The sequence below is a fragment of the Azoarcus olearius genome, assembly GCF_001682385.1.
GTDB classification, from domain to species: Bacteria; Pseudomonadota; Gammaproteobacteria; order Burkholderiales; family Rhodocyclaceae; genus Azoarcus; species Azoarcus olearius.
In genome coordinates this window covers 2,923,844-2,941,665 of sequence record NZ_CP016210.1, presented here as the reverse complement: position 1 = coordinate 2,941,665, position 17,822 = coordinate 2,923,844, and the positions used below count along the sequence as shown (strand labels likewise).

Sequence of the window (17,822 nt, the reverse complement as noted above, 5' to 3'; positions counted from 1 at the left end):
CGCCTCAGCGCCGCGCGGAACTCTCCAGCTGGTCGTACACCGCGGTGGCGATGCGGGCGAGCTGCGCCTTGTCGATCGCGGCGGACAGCGCATAGCCGAAGCGGCCATCCACCCAGTAGAACACCTTCACACCGTTCTCTTCGGCAAAGCGGAAGCCGGCGTCGCCGTGGCCGGCCACCTCGCCGGAGACATACAGCGTCAGGCGCTGGCCGCTCGGGTCCTGGTACATGAACAGCGCCACCGGCCCCTGCTGCCCCGGCAGCAGGCGGCCGCCCACCAGTTCGAAACCCAGCGCCCCCAGCCGCGGCGCATGCAGGGGCGCGCCCAGCCGCTTCGACAGCCAGGCCACCAGCTGCTCCTCGTGCGCGCCGTCCACTTCCACCGGGCGGCGCACTTCGGGCGTATAGACCGCGTGGGCGATCGCCGCCTGGCGCGAAAACTCGGCCACCGCCGGCGACGCCGGGGCCGTACCGAAGCGGGCGTGGCCCAGCCAGCCGGCGACCGCGCCGAGCACGCACAGCGCCACCATCGCGGCGGCGCGCAGCGCCGGGGCGGACCCCCACCGGCGCGGCGGGCTGCTGGCGGCAGGGGGCAACGCCGCCGCGCGGCGCAGCGCCGCGGGCAGCGGCTCTTCCAGCACCGGGTCGAAGGCGGCACGCAGCGCGCGGTTCTGCAGCCGGTAGTCGTGCAGGCGCGCGGCGTCGCCCGGATGGGCGGCGAGCCAGTCCTCCACCTCGGCGCGGCGCTCGTCCGCGAGCAGGTCGTCCGCCCAGGCGTGGAGATCGCCTTCGTTGATCTTGCGTTTGCTCATCGCACCACCCGCAGGCGGTTGGCCGCCGGCGCCTCGCCCATGATTGCGCGCAGTCGTTCGCGCCCGCGCGACAGCCGCGACATCACCGTGCCCAGCGGCACGCCCAGTGTCGCGGCGATGTCTTCGTAGCGCATGCCTTCCAGCGCCACCAGCAACAGCACCGCGCGCTGCTCCTCGGGCAGCCGGGCGAGCGCGGCGTCGAGATCGCCCACCTCGAGCGCGTCGCTCTGCGTCGCGCGCACCGGCAGCTCGAAATCCTCGTCCTCCAGCGGCCGGGTGTGGAGGCCGGGGCGGCGCAGCTGGTCGATGCGCAGGTTGTGCATGATGCCGAACAGCCAAGGGCGCAGCGGGTTCTCCGGGCGCCACTGGGCGGCGCGCCTCCAGGCGCGCTCCAGGGTGTCCTGCACCAGGTCGTCGGCGGCCGCGCGCTCGCCCACCAGCGCCCGCGCGTAGCGGCGCAGGCGGGGCAGTTCGGCCAGCAGCGCGGCGCCGTCCATGCCGGGCTCAGGGCTTGGCGGCGTGCCAGACGTTGTTGAAGTTATCGCCGGTCTTGTCGCCCGGCTTGCCGTCCTTGGCCCAGAAGTACAGCGGCTTGCCCTTGTGCGCCCACTGCTTCTTGCCGTCGTCGCGGGTGATGATGCTGAAGTCGCCGGTGGCGGTTTCGCCTTCCTTGACCATCAGCGGCGGCCAGTTGGTGGCGCAGGTGTCGTTGCACATGCTCTTGCCGCTGCCGGCGCTGTCCTTGTCGAAGGTGTACAGGGTCATGCCGTCGGTGCCGGTCAGCACACCGTCCAGCATCTTCACCGAGGGCGGCATCGCATCGGCGGCAAAGGCGGGGGTGGCGAGGGCGCCCAGCAGGGCGAAGGCGAGGGTGGTGGCAGCGCGTCTCATGGTGGTCTCCATCGGGTTGTGGGTGCTACACCCGCATATACGCAGGGGCCGCGTGTTTTATTCCCGCCAGCGCGTCGGGCGCGGGTGCCAGTTCATCAAAGCACGCCGCACGGCACTTTTCTGCCATCCGTACAAATGGAAACGGGGACCGCAGTCCCCGTTGTGGTGTCGCCGGCGCGTCAGTGCGCCGCGAACGGCGTGGGGCGCGGCGTGGAATCTGCCGAAGGCGGCAGGATGGGCAGCGTGAAGGTCGGCTGGTCGCCGGTGAGCGTCTTCAGGAAGGCGACGATCTTCGCATTCTCGTCGGGCGAGAACTTGCGCCCCAGCTGCAGGCGGCCCATCACGTCCACCGCCTCGCCCAGGGTGTTGGCGGCGCCGTCGTGGAAGTACGGGTAGGTGAGTTCGACGTTGCGCAGCGTCGGCACCTTGAAGTTGAAGCGGTCGCTGTCCTTGCCGGTCACCGCCGAGCGGCCCTCGGCCTTGCTCCTGGCCTTGTACGGCTCGATCAGACCCATCTTCTGGAAGGAGTTGCCGCCCACCGCCTCGCCGTTGTGGCAGGCCACGCAGCCGCTGGTCTTGAACAGCTCGTAGCCGGCGAGTTCGGTCGGCGTCAGCGCGTCTTTCTTGCCGAGCAACCACAGGTCGAAGCGCGAGTTGGGCGTCACCAGGGTTTTTTCGAACTCGGCGATCGCGAGCGTCACCTGCTCGATGTCGATCTTGTCCTTGCCGAACACCTGGCGGAACTCACGCGTATAGCCGGGGATGGACGACAGCACGTTGAGCGCCAGGGTGTGGGTGAAAGCCATCTCGCCCGGGTTGGCGATGGGGCCGCCGGCCTGTTCCTTCAGGTCGGCCGCGCGGCCGTCCCAGAACTGCGCGAGGTTGAGGCTGGCGTTGAGCACGGTGGGCGCGTTGATCGGGCCCTGCTGCCAGTGGTCGCCGATCGAGGTGGGAATGTTGTCGGTGCCGCCCATCGACAGGTTGTGACAGGAGTTGCAGGAGATGAAGCCGGACTTGGACAGGCGCGGGTCGAAGTACAGCTTCTTGCCCAGTTCGACCATGCCCAGGTTGATGTTCTGCGGCGCGCGGATCGGCTGGATGGGCTCGGAATCCGCGGCGTGCACCGCGCCCCAGGTGGCCAGGCCCGCCGCAAGGGCGACGGAAAGCGAGGTCAGTACGCGTTTCATCGGTGTTCCTCCCTGGTTGAAATCGCTCCCATTCTTTTCCTCGCCCACCCGGCGCTTCTTGACCTGAGTCAAGGCAGGCGGCCGAACTTACACGTCGTTGTAATTTTTCCTTTTCGCTCCGGCACGCAGCATGGGGTCGGCGCAGGGGCGGGCGCGGGCGGACGGCGGCACGTGGATTGCTGAATCCCGTAGAGGAAAAGGCCCGACCGCGCCGGGAGGTGCGGCGCCTTACCGCACACGGGCATGGACCCGTGTTTTGTTGCCACTCGAGGAGACGCCGAAATGAGATCGCAGCGCGAACAAGCTTACGGTCAGCAGGGCTACGACCAGGACGAAGATTACGGCCAGCAGTACGGGCAACAGTCCCGCCAGGGCAGTCAGCAAGGGTGGGGCCAGCAGCCGCAGCAGAACATCGGCCAGCAAGGCTATGGCCAGCAATACGGACAGGGCCAACAGGGCTACGGGCAACAGGGCTATGGCCAGCAAGGCTACGGCCAGCAGCACGAGCAGGGCATGGGGCAGCGTTACGGCCAGCAGCAGCCGCAGCAAAGCTATGGCCAGAGCTACGGTCAGCAGCATGACCAGGGCTTCGGCCAGAGCTACGGCCAGGGCAGCCAGCAGTACGGGCAGGACTACGGCCAGCGCTATGGCCAGCAGCAGCCGCAGCAGAACTACGGGCAGCAAGGCTATGGCCAGCAGGGCTTTGGTCAGCAGGGCTACGGCCAGCAGCAGCCCCAGCAGCACTTCGGCCAGCAGCATTACGGCCAGCAGCATTACGGCCAGCAGGGTGGCTTCGGCCAGAGCGGCGGTTATGGTCAGGGCAGCCAGCACGAGCAGGGCTTTGGCCAGCACTACGGCAGCAGCCAGCATCAGCAGCCGCAGCAGCACTATGGGCAGCAAGGCTACGGCCAGAGCCAGGCCGGTGGTTTCGGCCAGCAAGGCTACGGTCAGCAGCAGCCGCAGCAGAGCTTCGGCCAGCAGGGCGGCTACGGCCAGCGCGGCGGCATGGGCCAGCAGTACGGCTCAGGCAGCTACGGGGGCCAGGGCAGCTCCGGCAGCCAGGGCAGTCAGGGTTACGGCCAGATGAGCAGCGGCCAGCAGGACTGGGGCCAGCAGCCGCAGCAGTTCCTCGGCGGACAGACCTCGCAGGGCATGGGCGGCTACGGTGCCTTCCACGGCTCGACCCAGGGTCAGCAGTGGGGGCAGGCCGGCCAGCAGATGCGTAGCCGGCGCGGGCCGAAGAACTACGCCCGCTCCGACGAGCGTATCCGCGAGATGGTGTGCGAACGGCTGGTCGACGAGCAGGACATCGACGTCACCGAGGTGACCATCGACGTCAAGGACGGCCGCGTGGAGCTGGAAGGCACGGTACCGAGCCGGCAGATGCGCCACCGCATCGAGGACATCGTGGATGACTGCTGGGGCGTGAAGGACATCGAGAACCGGCTGCGCGTGCAGTCCCAGTCGCAAGGCCAGCAATCGCAATCCTCGCAGTCGGGCACGCAGTCGCAGGGCGGGCAGGAGTCGCGCAGCGCGGGCGGCAGCACTGGCGGGTCGTCGTCGGGCGGCTTCTCCGGCATGTCCGGCTCGTCGTCCAGCGGCCTGTCCGGCAGCAGCGGCACAAGCGCGTCGTCGAGCGACAAGTCGCGTACCGGCGGCAGCAGCGAAACCAGCCGGAGCAAGAAGGACGAATAAGTCAGGTCTGGCGCTTCGACTCCGCCCACGGGCACGGGGCGGGGTCGTCCGCGCCGGGGCCGGCCGCCAGCACGGGGCCGGCTCTTTTCATTCACGCCTCAGCTTTCGCGGCGCGCCTTGCGGCTGGCGCCGTCGCGTTCGCGCAGCGCTTCTGCGGTGAGGTGGATGCGCTCCCAGTCGGGGTCGGGCAGTTCGACGAAGGCATCGCGCAGGCGCTGGCTCCATTGCTTGCGGATCAGCTCGAAGTAGGCGTTGTCCTCGCGCAGCACGCAGTGATGGCCCACGCGGAAGGCGTCGCGCTCGTAGGTCAGCAGGTCGAGCGGCAGGCCCACCGACAGGTTGGAGCGGATGCTGGAGTCCATCGATACCAGCGCGCATTTCACCGCTTCGTCGATCGAGGTGCGGTGGGTGATCACGCGCACGATGATCGGCTTGCCGTACTTGGATTCACCGATCTGGAAGTAGGGCGTGTCCTGCGTGGCTTCGGTGAAATTGCCCGCGGCGTAGATCTGGAACAGCCGCGGCTCCTCACCCTTGATCTGGCCGCCGAGCAGCAGCCCGGCGGAAAAATCGACGCCGAACTCCTTCAGCGATTCGGCATCGCGGGCGTGCACCTCGCGCAGGCAGTCGCCCACGTGTTTGGCCGCCTCGAACATCGACGGCACGTTGCACAGGTTGCGCCCCTTGTTGGCCTCGATGCGTTCGCGCAGCGTGTTGACCACCGACTGACTGATCGACAGGTTGCCCGCGGTCATCAGCACCACCACGCGCTGCCCTTCGCGCTCGAAGAAATGCATCTTGCGGAAGGTGTTGATGTGGTCGACGCCGGCATAGGTGCGCGAGTCGGACAGGAACACCAGTCCGGCGTCCAGACGCATGGCGACACAGTAGGTCATGGGGCCCCCCATCATTTTGGGCGTTCCACACGCGTTACGCGGACAGGGCGGATCGCCGGGTGTTGTTGGGTCGATGATGCTGCGCTGCGCGGTTAGACCGCCTCGGGGTTGCGGCGATTCCACCGGTACTCGCCGAATGCAGTCGGCGTACCCGGCCGCTGCCGCCCGGAAGCCCACGCTGCCGGAGGCGATCCGGGGCAGGGCAGATCGCGCTTGCCGTTTCAAAAAAAGCGTTGGCAAGGACCGCCGCGGGGCGGTAAAACTCCGCATCTCTAGCTGTAAAGCATATGAAGACGGCGTCAAGGTGTGAGACTGCAATGAAGACCATGACACTCCGACCGCTTGCGCTTCAACAGCGCGACGGCACTTGGGTTCGCCAATGCGAGGTCCGGCGCGAAGGCGATGGAGAAGCGCCCCACACGGCCGCACTCTGGTTCGAGTCGGAGGCAAGCATCCCTCCGCCGGACGACGATGACTGCGACAGCTATGTGCTGGCGACGGTGATGGAGGCGATGCGCGAGGACCGCGCGCTGATCGTCGAGGGGCGCGTGTCGCACCGGCTGTTGAGCAATCTCACCGAGTTGCAATGGGCGTGGGCGAAGTGGCGGCCCCGGCTCTATCGTCCCGTTGAAATCCACGTGGACCACGAGGTGCGCGCAGAGACCGCTGGCGCGGCCGCGCCCGGCGCCGTGTGTGCTTTCTCGGGTGGAGTCGACGCCACGTTCTCGGTGTGGCGCCACAGCCAGGGCCTGGCCGGATACCGGAGCCAGGACATCCGGTTCTGCGCACTCGTTCATGGCTTCGACATCCCGCTTGCCGAGCACGAAGCCTTCGAGCGCGCCCGGCGTCGCGCTACTGCCACGCTGGCCGACATCGGTTTGAACCTGGTGCCGATACGCACCAATTACCGGGAAGTGGCGCGCGCAAGCTGGGAGCACTCGTTCTCGTGCGCCTTGGTCTCCGTGCTCGTTAACTTCCGTCGCGTTGCCGGCGCCTGCCTGGTGGGCAGCAGCGAACCCTACGATTCGCTGGTGATTCCGTGGGGGTCTTCGCCGATTACCGATCACCTGCTGGGCACCGAAGGCTTTGAAGTCATCCATGATGGCGCCAGCCACAGCCGCACAGAAAAGGTCGGGGTAATCAGTGGCTGGAAGGCTGGCGCAGAGAACCTCCGGGTGTGCTGGGAGGGCGACCTGAAGGATGCCAACTGCGGCCAGTGTGAGAAGTGCCTGCGTACCCGGCTCAACTTTCTTGCGACGGGACAACAGCCGCCGGGCTCGCTGCGCGGCGCCGACCTGATGAATGCGCTGCGCCACATCCGTTTGCGCAACGACGCGGTGCGCGCCGAATGGCGTCAGATTTACGAGTACGCCGTTGCCCACGGTGTGCACGGCGACTGGGTGGATTACCTGCCGCGCTTGTTCGACGCGCACGCCGACCACTGGCTGGGGCGGTTGATACCGGCGGGAAGCGTTGGCCGACGCTGGATCAACCGGCTGTTGCAGGGCTGATGACTACAGGCAGGGTCAGCCCGGCTGCGCTGGCACGCCGTCGTCCGCTTCAGCGCCGCGTGCAGTCCTCGGTGCCGTAGTTGCCGCCCTTGAATTCCGGCTCGTAGTAATACTTGTGGAAGCTCAGCTTGCCGTTCTTCTTGCTGAAACGGGCGATGCCGGTGCCGTAGTCGCGGGTGCTCTGGTCAGTGAGCGCGAAGTGGACCGCCATCTGTTGTCCGTGCGCCGCCGCCTGGCCGAGGTAGGTGCCGTAGCCGGGCACTTCCAGCTTGAAGCTGTAGGCGCCGTATTCGCCCACGCTCTGCGCGCGGTCCAGCGCCAGCGTGACGACGCCGGTGTATTTGCCTTCGTGGGCGTCGTCGCCGCTGCAGTCGTAGATGCCGCTGTAGTCGGTGCCGGTGAAGGCGGGCGCTGCCAGGGCGGGAACGGGGAGGAGGGCGGCGAGGAGGAGCGCGGTCAGTCGCATGGGTGTGCAGGGCTGTGGATGGAAAAGCGTGGTGTTAGCTCGGCCGGCGGCGCGGGTCAAGCGCGACGGGGAAAAACGGCGCGCGCGACCCGGCGCCGGCGAGAATGCGCTACAGCCCCGATTCCCGGATCACCACCATCAGCGCGTTGCGCAGGTAGCGCTGCAGCGGCGCTTCCCAGCGCGCGCGTATGGAAACCGTGCCGCGCAGCATCTGGTCGTGCCCGGCGGTGCCGGCGGCGGGGTCTTCGTCCACCGCCAGCACGACGTGGTAGACCGCATGTTCCGGGATGAGCTGGCGGTTGCGTTCGCGGACCAGGATGTGGCCGCCGGCGGGCGCGGCCAGGATGCCGCGGCCGAGCACGCGGCTGGCGTCGGCGTCGATCGCGCTGACCGCCAGCCGCAGCACCGGACCCTCGCCGCTGTCGGGCACGAAGACGCCGCGGTCGCCGACCGCGAGGCGCTTGACCGCCTCTTCGTCCAGCCAGGTTTCCACGATGCGCCCGCCGTCGCCCACCAGCAGCGCGATCTGCTCCTTGTTCGCCAGCCATTGCCCGGCCTGCAGGTCGGGGTCGAGGTCGCGCAGGCGGCCGGCGAAGGGCGCCGCGGGGCGGTAGCGCGCCGCTTCCTCGTCGATGCCGGCCAGCTCGGCCTCGGCGGTGGCGAGTTCTTCCTGGCTGCTCTGCAGCCGGCTGCGCGCCTCGGCATCGAAGCCGGCGGTCTGTGCCTGCCAGCGCAGGCGCTCGACCTTGGCCACCACCGCCTCGCGGCGGGCCGCGAGTTCCGGGTTGTCGAGCACGGCGATCACCGCGCCCTCGGCGACGGCGCTGCCCTCGCGCAGATCGAACTGCTGCAACCGGGCCGCGGCGGGCGCGAACACCGGCCACACCGCGGCGGCGCGCACCACGCCGCTGGCGGTCACCCGCCCCGGCAGCGGCAGCGCCAGCAGCACGAGCAGCGCCAGCAGCGCCGGAGCCACCAGGCGGATGCGCCGCCGCGCCCGGATTGCCGGCCAGCGCTGGCGCCAGGCCTGCAGTTCGTGGCGCACCGGTAGCGCGATGAACCAGGCGATCTCCACCAGGAACAGGAACACGCCGAGCAGCTTGAAGAAGAAGTGATAGACGAGCAGCGCGATGCCGATGAACACCACCAGCCGGTACAGCCACGTGGCCCACGCGAACAGGATCAGCCCGCGCGCGCGCGCCGGGGCAAAATGCTCCGGGCAGGGCTCGCGCAGGTCGAACAGCGCTTCGCGCAGCTTCCAGCGTGCGAGCGCGAAGCTGCGCTCGTGCAGGTTGGGCAGGTCCAGCCAGTCCGACAGGATGAAATAGCCGTCGAAGCGCATGAAGGGACTGGCGTTGATTGCGAGCGTGGCCACCCAGCTGGTGGTGGCGAGCACGAAAAAGGCCGAGCGCAGGCCGCCGTCCGGCAGCAGCGCCCACGCCAGCGTCGCCCATGCCGCGATCAGCAGTTCGGTGACGATGCCGGCCGCGGCCACCTGCAGCCGCTGGCCGCGCCGGGTCAGGCGCCAAGTTTCGTTGGTGTCGGTATAGGCCACCGGCCACATCACCAGAAAGGCCACGCCCATTGCCGGCACCCGGCAGCCGTGGCGCTTGGCGGTGAAGGCGTGCCCCAGCTCGTGCAGGAACTTCACCGCGATCAGCGCCACGCCGTAGGCCGCGAGCCCGGACCAGGTGAAGGTGTCCACCAGCGAGCCGACGAAACCGTCCCACTGGCGCGCGACCTGCCACGCGCCGAGCACGAAGGCCGCGAGCGTCAGCAGCAGGAAGCCGCGCGAGTAGAAGTGCTCGGCAAACGGCATCCAGCGCGTCAGCCAGGCGTCGGGCCGCAGCAGCGGCACGCGGAAGAACAGGTAGTGGTGCAGCAGCCATTTCAGCGTTCCGCCTTCGGCCCGCGCCAGGCTCTTCGTCATCCGGCGCGCGCTGTCGGCGCCGGAGGGGCGGACGAGCTGGTTGTCCGACAGGAAGCGCACGACTTCGAGCACGTCGTCCGCCTGCAGCTGCAGGGTGGTGTCGGCGGCGATGGAGGCGGCGATCGAGGCGGGGTCGTCGAAGGACCAGCGCTGCAGGATCTCGAAGGTGGGCCAGTCGATGCTGAAGAAGCGGCCGCGCACCGGGTCGTGCAGCGTCCAGCTCGGCTGGCCGTCGGCCAGCGCCGGGCCGGGCAGCAGCGCAAGCTCCTCGCGCAGCACGGGTAGCGCCATGCTTACCAGCCGAGGTAGGCGCGCGCGCTGGCCAGCGGCCGCCGCATTGCCCAGTAGGCCAGCGGCACCCAGCGTCCGCTGAGCTTGGCGGTGCCCTTGAGGCCGACCCGATGGTCGGTGTCGCCGACCAGGGTGGCGCGCAGGCGGTAAGCGTAGCTGCCGTCCGGGCGCTGCACTGCGTCGTGCGCCACGTAGCGCACCTCCGCTTCCACCGGGGAGAGCGGGCTGGCGGTGAGGTAGAGGCTGACGCGCGCCTGCGGCGCGAGCGGGATCGCATCGGCGACCGGCACCCAGGCTTCCACTTCGAGGTCACCCGGCTCGGCGATGCGCATGATGCGTTCGCCCACGCTGACCGGTCGCCCCAGCCATTCCGAGGGGTCGTCGAACAGCGCCACGCCGTCGCGCGGCGAGAGCACCCGCGCGCGGGCGAGTTGCGCCTCGACGAAGGCCGCCTCGGCGCGCCGTTCCTCGATCTTGCCGGTGAGCAGCGCGAGCTGGGCCTTGGAGCGGCCGTCGCTGAGCGCCTGCTGCGCGGCCTGGCGGTATTCCGCCTCCGCAGTGGCCTGCGCCTGGCGGCTGACGGCCAGCCTGGCCTGGATCAGCGCCTCGTCGAAACCGAACAGCGGCTGGTCCTGCTTGACGGTCTGGTTGGGCTGCACATGAAAGGTGTCGATGACGCCGTCGAGCGGGGCGCGGATCACCGCCGGATGGGCGGGCACCAGTTCGCCCGGCGCCAGCACCGTCAGCCGTACCGGCAGCGCAGCCAGCAGCAGCGCGCCTGTTACCCAGCGCAGCAGCGGGCGGCGCCACCAGGGGCGGCTGTCGTCCGCGGCGCCGCGGCGGCGTGCAACCAGCGCCCGCAGGGACCCGCGCGGCGGCCGGTGGAGCGCCCGCCAGGCGTGGGCCCAGGCATCGAGCCACTCACCCAGCAGCACGATCTCCGCTTCGGTCCAGGGCAGGTCGCGGGCAAGCAGCAGGCCACCGCCCGCGGCGCTGCCCGGCAGCGCCAGCCACAGGGCGTAGGCGGGCAGCCACTCGGCCCACTCGGCACCGAGTGCCGGCGGCAGCTCGGCGGCCGTCAGCCGCTGCGCCGTGTGGCCGGCTTCCGCCTGGGCGCGGCACACCTTGTCCAGCCACTGCACGTAGGGCACGTTGGCCTCGACCTGCAGCACCCCGGACAGGCCGTACACGCCGCTGCCTTCCAGCCACAGCGCCGCCTGGCGGTAGGGCGCCAGCGCATGGCTGTCGTTTACCGCGATGAAGCCGAGTTCGCGCGCCGATTCGGCGTGACGCGCCTTGCGCGTGAGATCGAGCAGCGAAAGGACCGCTGCGCCCGGCAGCGCGGTCTGCTCCGCCATCAGGCGCGGCCGCTAGGGCCCGTGGCGAGCGGGGCCGCCCGCAGGCTGGCGGCGAATCCGCCGCGCTGTGCGGCCTGGCGCAACTGCTCGCTCAGCGCGGCGCGGCCACGCTTGTCGAGCGCCTTCTCGCCGACCGTGAAGCGGAACAGCACGCTGACCTCGCGCCCCTTGCTGTCGCGCGCGGTGATCTTGATCACCATCTCGCCGACGAAGTCGTCCGGCGCGTCGTAGTCGAACTTGCCGCTCTGCGGATCGAAGCGCACCCAGCCGGGCAGGTTGCCACCGTCGGCGAGCTTGGCAGACAACACGATGCGCTCGTCCGGATCGGTATGGGCGAAGGCGTCGTACGGCACCGCAAAGCTGCTGCTCGCGCCGCGCTCGGCGTGCTGGTCCGCCACGCCGCGGTAGATGCTGAGCGTGGGCAGCGGCGCCTCGATCACGACGACGCGGAAGCCATCGACGCTGGTGAGTACGTCCTGCGGCAGCGCGCTGGAGCGGGTATCGAGCACCAGCCGTTCGAGCGGTGCGGAAACGAAAGGCGCGGGCGCCGCCGGTGCCGCCTGGGGCGCTTCGGGCGGTGCAGCAGCGGGCACCGGCACCGGCGGCGGCACCGGAACCGGGGCTTCGGGCAGCGGCGGCGGTTCGACCGGCGCGGTGTTCTCGGCGACGTCGGTCAGGTCCAGCGTCACCGCCACCCCGGCGGACCAGTTGCCGGCGGCGTCGCGCGCACGCACGGTGAGGGTGAAGCTGTTGGGGCCGGTTTCGTAGTCGTTGGCGGCGGCCAGCGCAGCCGCGCCGGCGGCGGTGAGGGTGACATTGCCCGCGGCGTCGATCGCGAAATAGCCGTCGGCATTGCCGGCGGTGATCTCGAAGGCGGTAACACCAACCGCGTCGGTGGCGACGACCTGTCCGATCACATGGCCGGCGGCGCGGTTTTCCGGGTAGGAGAACTGCTGGCCCGCGGGGATGACCGGTGCGGTGTCGTCGAGGTCGGTCAGCTCCAGCGTCACCGCCGCCCCGGCGGACCAGTTGCCGGCGGCGTCGCGCGCACGGATGGTGAGGGTGAAGCTGTTGGCGCCGGTCTCGTAGTCGTTGGCCGCGGCCAGCGCAGCCGCGCCGGCGGCGGTGAGGGTGACATTGCCCGCGGCGTCGATCGCGAAATAGCCGTCGCCATTGCCCGCGGTGATCTCGAAGGCGGTGACGCCGACCGCGTCGGTGGCGACGACCTGTCCGATCACATGGCCGGCGGCGCGGTTTTCCGCGTAGGAGAACTGCTGGCCCGCGGGGATGACCGGTGCGGTGTCGTCGAGGTCGGTCAGCTCCAGCGTCACCGCCGCCCCGGCGGACCAGTTGCCGGCGGCGTCGCGCGCACGGATGGTGAGGGTGAAGCTGTTGGCGCCGGTCTCGTAGTCGTTGGCCGCGGCCAGCGCAGCCGCGCCGGCGGCGGTGAGGGTGACATTGCCCGCGGCGTCGATCGCGAAATAGCCGTCGCCATTGCCCGCGGTGATCTCGAAGGCGGTGACGCCGACCGCGTCGGTGGCGACGACCTGTCCGATCACATGGCCGGCGGCGCGGTTTTCCGCGTAGGAGAACTGCTGGCCCGCGGGGATGACCGGTGCGGTGTCGTCGAGGTCGGTCAGCTCCAGCGTCACCGCCACCCCGGCGGACCAGTTGCCGGCGGCGTCGCGCGCACGGACGGTGAGGGTGAAGCTGTTGGGGCCGGTCTCGTAGTCGTTGGCCGCGGCCAGCGCCGCGGCGCCGGCGGCGGTGAGGGTGACGTTGCCCGCCGCGTCGATCGCGAAATAGCCGTCGGCGTTGCCGGCGGTGATCTCGAAGGCGGTGACGCCGACCGCGTCGGTGGCGACGACCTGTCCGATCACATGGCCGGCGGCGCGGTTTTCCGCGTAGGAGAACTGCTGGCCCGCGGGGATGACCGGTGCGGTGTCGTCGAGGTCGGTCAGCTCCAGCGTCACCGCCACCCCGGCGGACCAGTTGCCGGCGGCGTCGCGCGCACGGACGGTGAGGGTGAAGCTGTTGGGGCCGGTCTCGTAGTCGTTGGCCGCGGCCAGCGCCGCGGCGCCGGCGGCGGTGAGGGTGACGTTGCCCGCCGCGTCGATCGCGAAATAGCCGTCGGCGTTGCCGGCGGTGATCTCGAAGGCGGTGACGCCGACCGCGTCGGTGGCGACGACCTGTCCGATCACATGGCCGGCGGCGCGGTTTTCCGCGTAGCTGAACTGCTGGCCCGGCGGGACCACCGGCGCGATTTCGTCGAGGTCGGTCAGATTCAGCGTTACCGCGACGCCGGTGGACCAGGTGCCGCCCGCTTCGCGCGCACGCACGGTGAGGGTGAAGCTGTTGGCGCCGGTCTCGTAGTCGTTGGCCGCGGCCAGCGCCGCGGCGCCGGCGGCGGTGAGGCTGAGGTTGCCGGAGGCGTCGATCGCGAAATAGCCGTCGGCATTGCCGGCGGTGATCTCGAACTCGCTCACCCCGATCGGGTGTGTGGCCGCGACCTGGCCGATGACGAAGCCGCTGGCGCGGTTCTCGGGGTAGGAGAAGCTCTGCCCCGGCGTGACCACCGGGGCCGGCACGATGTCGTTGTCCGTGAGCGTGGCGGTGCCGGTGGCGCCGAAGGGGTTGGCGACGGTGCCGGAGATGTAGCCGGTGGACAGCGTGAATTGTTCGGACAGCTCGGCGGTCGGGTCGTCCACCGTGGCGATGCGCAGCATCACCGAAGATTCGCCGGCCGCGATCGTGACCGCACCCGAAAGCGCCACCCAGGTGGTGCCGCCGTCGGTCGAGACCTCCACCGTGCTGAGGGCGGCGGTGTCGGTGCCGAGCTGGGCGGTGAGGTTGGCGAACACCGGCGTGAAGCTGATCGGCGCGCTGGCGAGCTTGTCGATGCTGATGGTGAATTCGACCATGTCGCCTTCGACCACGGTGGGGCTGGAGACGCTGATCGTGGGGCGGTCGTCGTCGAGCGTCGGGAAGCCGGCGTCGCCCGGCGCGTTGGGCGTGCCGCCGGGGTTGGTGGCGAGGAAGACCTCGCCTTCGCCCTCGTCGCCGACCGTGCCCGTGCCGATGCTGGCGTTGCCGTCCGCCGTGGTGGCGGTCAGCGTGAAGGACTCGTTGCCTTCGTGGACGTCGTCCGGGTTCACAGCGACGCGCACGAAGAGCTGACCGCCCGCGGGCAGCGCGGGCGGGTTGAGCGCGTCGTACTGGACCCAGTTGCTGCCGTCGAAGTATTCCAGCTGGCTGCCGATGTCGGCGCCGGGGCCGGTGAGCGTGGCGCGGGTGTCGCTGGGGGCAAGCCCGCTGGTGTTGCCGAGTTCGAGGCTGACGACGACGCCTTCCGCGCCGCTGACGGTGAACACCGCGTAGGGCGAGGCCTCGTTCACGAACACGCTGTTGACCGCGACCGTATCCTCGGCGCCACTGAGGGTGATGGTGAGCACCGCGTCGTCGGAGAGGCCGGTGCCGCTGCGGTCGGTGACGGTGTAGTTGAAGGCTTCGACCAGGGTCTGCCCGGGCGCGAGCGCATTCACCGTCGGGTTGGTGTTGTCGACCACGTAGGTCCAGCTGCCGTTGGCGTTCAGCGTCAGGCGGCCGTAAAGGCCGACGATCTCCTGTCCGACCGTGCCGGCGGTGCCGGCGCCTTCCACCGCGCCGGTGCGCACCGCGGTGACGCGGAGTTCGCTGGCCGCGTCGTCCACATCGGTGACGTAGGCGAGCACGTTGCCGGCCGGGTTGTAGCCCGGCGTGGCATTGCCGGTGCCGCCGGCTTCCGTCGCGCTGGCGGAGACATCGGCTGCCACCGGCGCATCGTTGGCGCCGGCGATGGTCACCACCAGCGTGGCGGAATCGCGCAGCGGGTTGCCGCTGGCGGTGAGGCCGTTCTCGACGGTGTAGATGAAGGTGTCGCTGAGCGTGTCCGAGCTGTTGCGCAGCGCCTGCACCGCGGTGTCGCTGTTGTTGAGCGCGTAGCTGTAGCTGCCGTCGGCGTTGAGCGTGAGCACGCCGTAGCGGCCGGTGATCTGGGTATTGCTGCCGACCGCCGTATCTGCCGAGTTGCTGGCGCTGCGTGCCGACACCACGGTTTTGGTGCCGCCCGGCGTGGTGTCGTTGTCGAGCAGGTTGCCGCTGGGGTCGGTGCCCGGCGTGCCGTTGGCCACGCCGCCGGCCTCGGTCGCGGTGATGGCGTCGTTGACCGCGTTGGGGTCGTTGCTGCCGGAGCCGAGCACGCGGATGGTCAGCGTGGCGATGCTGCGCGACGTGGTGTCGGTGGCACCGGCCGCGTCGCGCATGGTGTAGGTGAAGGTCTCCACCCCGACCTGGCCTTCGGCCAGCGCCGCGTTGTTGGCGGTGGGGGTGTAGACGTAGGAACCGTCGGCGTTCAGGCGCAGCACGCCGTAGCGGCCGACGAGGTCGGTGCCGGCGCTGGCGGCGGCGGTGAAGCTGAGCGCCTGGTTGGTCAGCGCGACGGAGGCGCTGAGCGTCAGCGAGGTGATGTTGCCGCTGCCGTCGTACTGGATGGCCTGCACCGTGGGCGCGGTCGCCAGGCCGGTGCCGCCAACCGACATGCCCACGGCAATGGTGCCGCTGGGCGCCGAGATCAGCACCGAGGTGGAGGCAGCGACGGTGGTGTTGGTCACGGTGCCGAGGAAGTTGGTCCCCAGGCTGGCCGGGTTGCTGCTGGTGCTGACCGTGAAGCGGGTCACGCCGTTGAAGGCGGTGGGGTCGGAGAACGTGAAGCCGATGTTCTGCCCGGTGCCGCTCTTGGTCAGCACGGTGACGCGGGTCACGCCGTCGCTGTGGTACAGCGGCGTGATCGTGCTGCCGTCCACCTTGTAGGCGTAGTAGGTGTTGTTGCTCGGGTTGATGGAGTTGGTGTTCTGCGTGTCCATCGTTACCGAGAAGGTCACCGTGCCCTGCGAGAGCCCGGTCGCACTGCCTTCGATGCTGACGCCGACGACCCACTTCTCTTCGCCGGAGCGGTCCGGGTCGGTGTCGTTGGCCAGCACGTTGCCGGTGGCGAGCGTGCCGCTGCTGTCGCCTGCGCCGTACTGGCCGCTGCCGGCAATCGATTCCTTCGCCACCGCGTAGTCGTTGTTGGCCATCGGGGTGTCGTTGGCGCCGCGTATCGTCACCGTCAGCGTGGTGGTGGCGGTGCCGCCGGCGCCGTCAGCCATCGTGTAGGTGAAGCTCTCGGTCAGCGTGTTGCTGCTGCTGCGCAGCGCTTCCACTGCGGCGTTGCCGTTGTCGACCACGTAGCGGTAGCTGCCGTCGGCGCCGAGGGTGAGGGTGCCGTACTGCCCCTGCACCGCGGTGCCGTTGGCCGAGGTGGTGGTGGCGTTTACCGTCTGGCTGGCCGTGGTGGTGCCGACGCGGATCACGGTCTTGCTGGCGCTGCCATCGACGGTGTCGTTGGTCAGCACGTTGCCGAAGGCCTCATTGCCTGCGGTGCCGTTGTTCAACCCGCCCGCTTCGACCGCGGCGCCGCCGCTGGTGCCCGGCGTGCCGTTGGCCACGTCGGCGACCGCGGTGGGGGCGACATAGGCTTGCACCAGGCTGTTCAGCGCGGTGTCCACCCGGTCGGACGACGAACCGATGTTCTTCAGGTTGGCGGTCTGGTCGACCCAGCCCAGGCTGTCGAAATGAGCCTGGTCGACCACCAGGATGAAGCCGCGGTTGTCCGCCACGTTGCGGTCGCCGTCCTGGTTGCCGTCGGCCTGCGCGGCCGCGAGCGAGGTGAAGTCGGCGTCGGTCCAGAAGTAGAAGCCGCGCACCACGCCCTGCACCTTGATCGGCCGGCTCACCCAGCCGTAGTAGGTCTGGCCGCCGATGTTGATGCCGACCGCGGAGACGTCGTTGCCGCTGAAGTAGCGGCTGTTGGTGTCGTCGTTGATCACCGCGGCGCCGAGGCTGGTGAACACGAAGTCGTGCGAGTTGGCTTCCTTGCCGGCGGGCGTGGTTGCCGCATTGACCTCGTAGGCGTTGACGAAGCTGAGGTTGGCGGCCTCGATCTCGACCGGCGTGCCGTCCAGTTCCAGCGTGCGGTGGTCGTTGTCGAGCGCGAAGCCGGTGGCGCTGGTGGATTCGCCGAGCACGGTGGCCGCGAACAGCTGGCCTTCGTCGCCCGGGGTGTCGCCGCCGGGGTTGAGGCGGGCGTCGAGCGCGTGGCCGAGTTCCTCGACGAGTACGCGCTGGATCCACTCGGCGCCCGCGCCCGCATCCAGCCAGTCGCGGTTGAGGTAGATCACGGCCTCGCCCTGGGTGCCGCTGGCCGAGAAGCCGCCGAGCGCGCCCTGCAGTTCCGCGTCGGACCGCAGTTCCACCGAGATCTTCGCGTCACCGTCCGCGAGCGAGCCGAGCAGGGAGTCGACCGCCTGTTGCCATTGCGCGGAGGGTTCGCTCTGGCCGCCGTTGAACAGCGCGAAGAGCTGCTCGCGCGCGTCGGGCCGGGCGAGGAAGTCGCCCACCGCCTGCTCGGCCAGCGCCTCGGCCGCTTTGAGCGCCGCCGGGGCGTCGGCGGCAAAGCTCAGCAGGTCGGCCGCCGGCGCGGCGGCGCCCTCGACCACATGCGTGGCTTCGGCGACGGCGGCGCCGTCGAACATGAAGCGCTGCTCCAGCGCCAGCGGGCGCGGACTGCGGCGCACCAGGCGCGACGTGGGGACGCGGGAGGCGGGCGGGAGGACGATCGTCGGGGACGTTTTGTTGTTCATCTTCGAACTCGTGCGGCGCAGTGCCGACAGTGATGACGCGTTTGGGGGCGAGGTTCTCGGACGCGCG

General features: G+C 69.8%; 11 protein-coding genes. 2 read left to right on the top strand and 9 right to left on the bottom strand.

What is annotated here, in order from left to right; translation table 11 throughout:
• Positions 1-4: 4 nt before the first annotated feature.
• The 4 genes from dqs_RS13420 to dqs_RS13405 all read right to left on the bottom strand — a co-directional run bounded on the left by dqs_RS13420 (position 5) and on the right by dqs_RS13405 (position 2,889).
• A complete protein-coding gene (locus tag dqs_RS13420) occupies positions 5-811 on the bottom strand; it encodes an anti-sigma factor family protein (protein ID WP_065340808.1) in 807 nt (268 codons plus the stop codon).
• Complete coding sequence (locus dqs_RS13415; protein WP_065340807.1) at positions 808-1,308, bottom strand: RNA polymerase sigma factor; 501 nt, start codon at positions 1,306-1,308, stop codon at positions 808-810. Before dqs_RS13415 ends, dqs_RS13420 begins: the two co-directional genes overlap by 4 nt.
• Positions 1,309-1,315: 7 nt before the next feature.
• A complete protein-coding gene (locus tag dqs_RS13410; RefSeq protein WP_011766290.1) occupies positions 1,316-1,702 on the bottom strand; it encodes a COG4315 family predicted lipoprotein in 387 nt (128 codons plus the stop codon).
• A gap of 179 nt (positions 1,703-1,881) precedes the next feature.
• Complete coding sequence (locus dqs_RS13405; protein ID WP_065340806.1) at positions 1,882-2,889, bottom strand: cytochrome-c peroxidase; 1,008 nt, start codon at positions 2,887-2,889, stop codon at positions 1,882-1,884.
• Positions 2,890-3,171: 282 nt separating this feature from the next.
• Between dqs_RS13405 and dqs_RS13400 the strand changes: the two genes are divergently transcribed.
• The gene (locus dqs_RS13400) at positions 3,172-4,584 is read left to right on the top strand and encodes a BON domain-containing protein (protein WP_065340805.1); all 1,413 of its coding nucleotides are present in this window, start codon (positions 3,172-3,174) and stop codon (positions 4,582-4,584) included.
• Positions 4,585-4,682: 98 nt separating this feature from the next.
• On the opposite strand, the gene dqs_RS13395 is transcribed toward dqs_RS13400, so the two are convergent.
• Positions 4,683-5,480 carry a proteasome-type protease gene (locus tag dqs_RS13395; protein ID WP_011766287.1) on the bottom strand — a complete coding sequence of 266 codons (798 nt, stop codon included), beginning with the start codon at positions 5,478-5,480 and terminating at the stop codon, positions 4,683-4,685.
• 317 nt (positions 5,481-5,797) lie between these two features.
• On the opposite strand from dqs_RS13395, the gene dqs_RS13390 reads away from it, so the two are divergent.
• Positions 5,798-6,991: a hypothetical protein gene (locus dqs_RS13390; RefSeq protein ID WP_065340804.1), complete on the top strand. Its 1,194-nt coding sequence runs from the start codon at positions 5,798-5,800 to the stop codon at positions 6,989-6,991.
• A gap of 49 nt (positions 6,992-7,040) precedes the next feature.
• Here the strand turns inward: dqs_RS13390 and dqs_RS13385 are convergent, their stop codons facing one another.
• The 4 genes from dqs_RS13385 to dqs_RS13370 all read right to left on the bottom strand — a co-directional run bounded on the left by dqs_RS13385 (position 7,041) and on the right by dqs_RS13370 (position 17,755).
• A complete protein-coding gene (locus tag dqs_RS13385) occupies positions 7,041-7,457 on the bottom strand; it encodes a hypothetical protein (RefSeq protein ID WP_065340803.1) in 417 nt (138 codons plus the stop codon).
• Positions 7,458-7,566: 109 nt separating this feature from the next.
• Positions 7,567-9,678, bottom strand: coding sequence for a site-2 protease family protein (locus tag dqs_RS13380; RefSeq protein WP_065340802.1), 2,112 nt, complete (start codon positions 9,676-9,678; stop codon positions 7,567-7,569).
• A 2-nt stretch (positions 9,679-9,680) separates the two neighbouring features.
• Positions 9,681-11,036 carry an efflux RND transporter periplasmic adaptor subunit gene (locus dqs_RS13375; RefSeq protein ID WP_065340801.1) on the bottom strand — a complete coding sequence of 452 codons (1,356 nt, stop codon included), beginning with the start codon at positions 11,034-11,036 and terminating at the stop codon, positions 9,681-9,683.
• Positions 11,036-17,755, bottom strand: coding sequence for a VCBS domain-containing protein (locus dqs_RS13370; RefSeq protein WP_065340800.1), 6,720 nt, complete (start codon positions 17,753-17,755; stop codon positions 11,036-11,038). The genes dqs_RS13375 and dqs_RS13370 overlap by 1 nt, the downstream gene beginning before the upstream one ends.
• Between the last annotated feature and the right edge of the window lie 67 nt (positions 17,756-17,822).